Annotated in this window: 1 protein-coding gene; it reads right to left on the bottom strand. The window is 37.8% G+C overall.

Annotation, left to right across the window (positions count from 1 at the left end; all coding sequences use genetic code 11):
• Window positions 1-124: 124 nt before the first annotated feature.
• The coding region (locus tag ACY2RS_RS15720; RefSeq protein ID WP_490099604.1) for a UvrB/UvrC motif-containing protein at window positions 125-246 on the bottom strand (122 nt) is incomplete at its 5' end.

Here is a 246-nt window from a genome sequence, read left to right as displayed (position 1 = left end):
AGTATTAAACTGTATTAATTCATAGGTACAAATGTAACGGTTTGCGAGGAAGATTAAAAGAAGAACCAAGGCGACTTTTTAGGAATCTAACACCGTAGGTAACCCTATAGAATTTCCGAGGTAGTTATAACAGCTCATCTTTGGTCTTCTGCAACGCTTTTATTTTGTCTCGAAGTTTTGCAGCCATCATAGAGTCTAGCTCTTTTGCAGCTTTTTCCATGGCCTTTCTCGTGTCTCTAATTTTCT

This window comes from Patiriisocius sp. 208BN25-11, from assembly GCF_058147145.1.
Note: the sequence above shows the minus strand (reverse complement) of the source record. Positions and strands in the feature narration are given on the sequence as shown.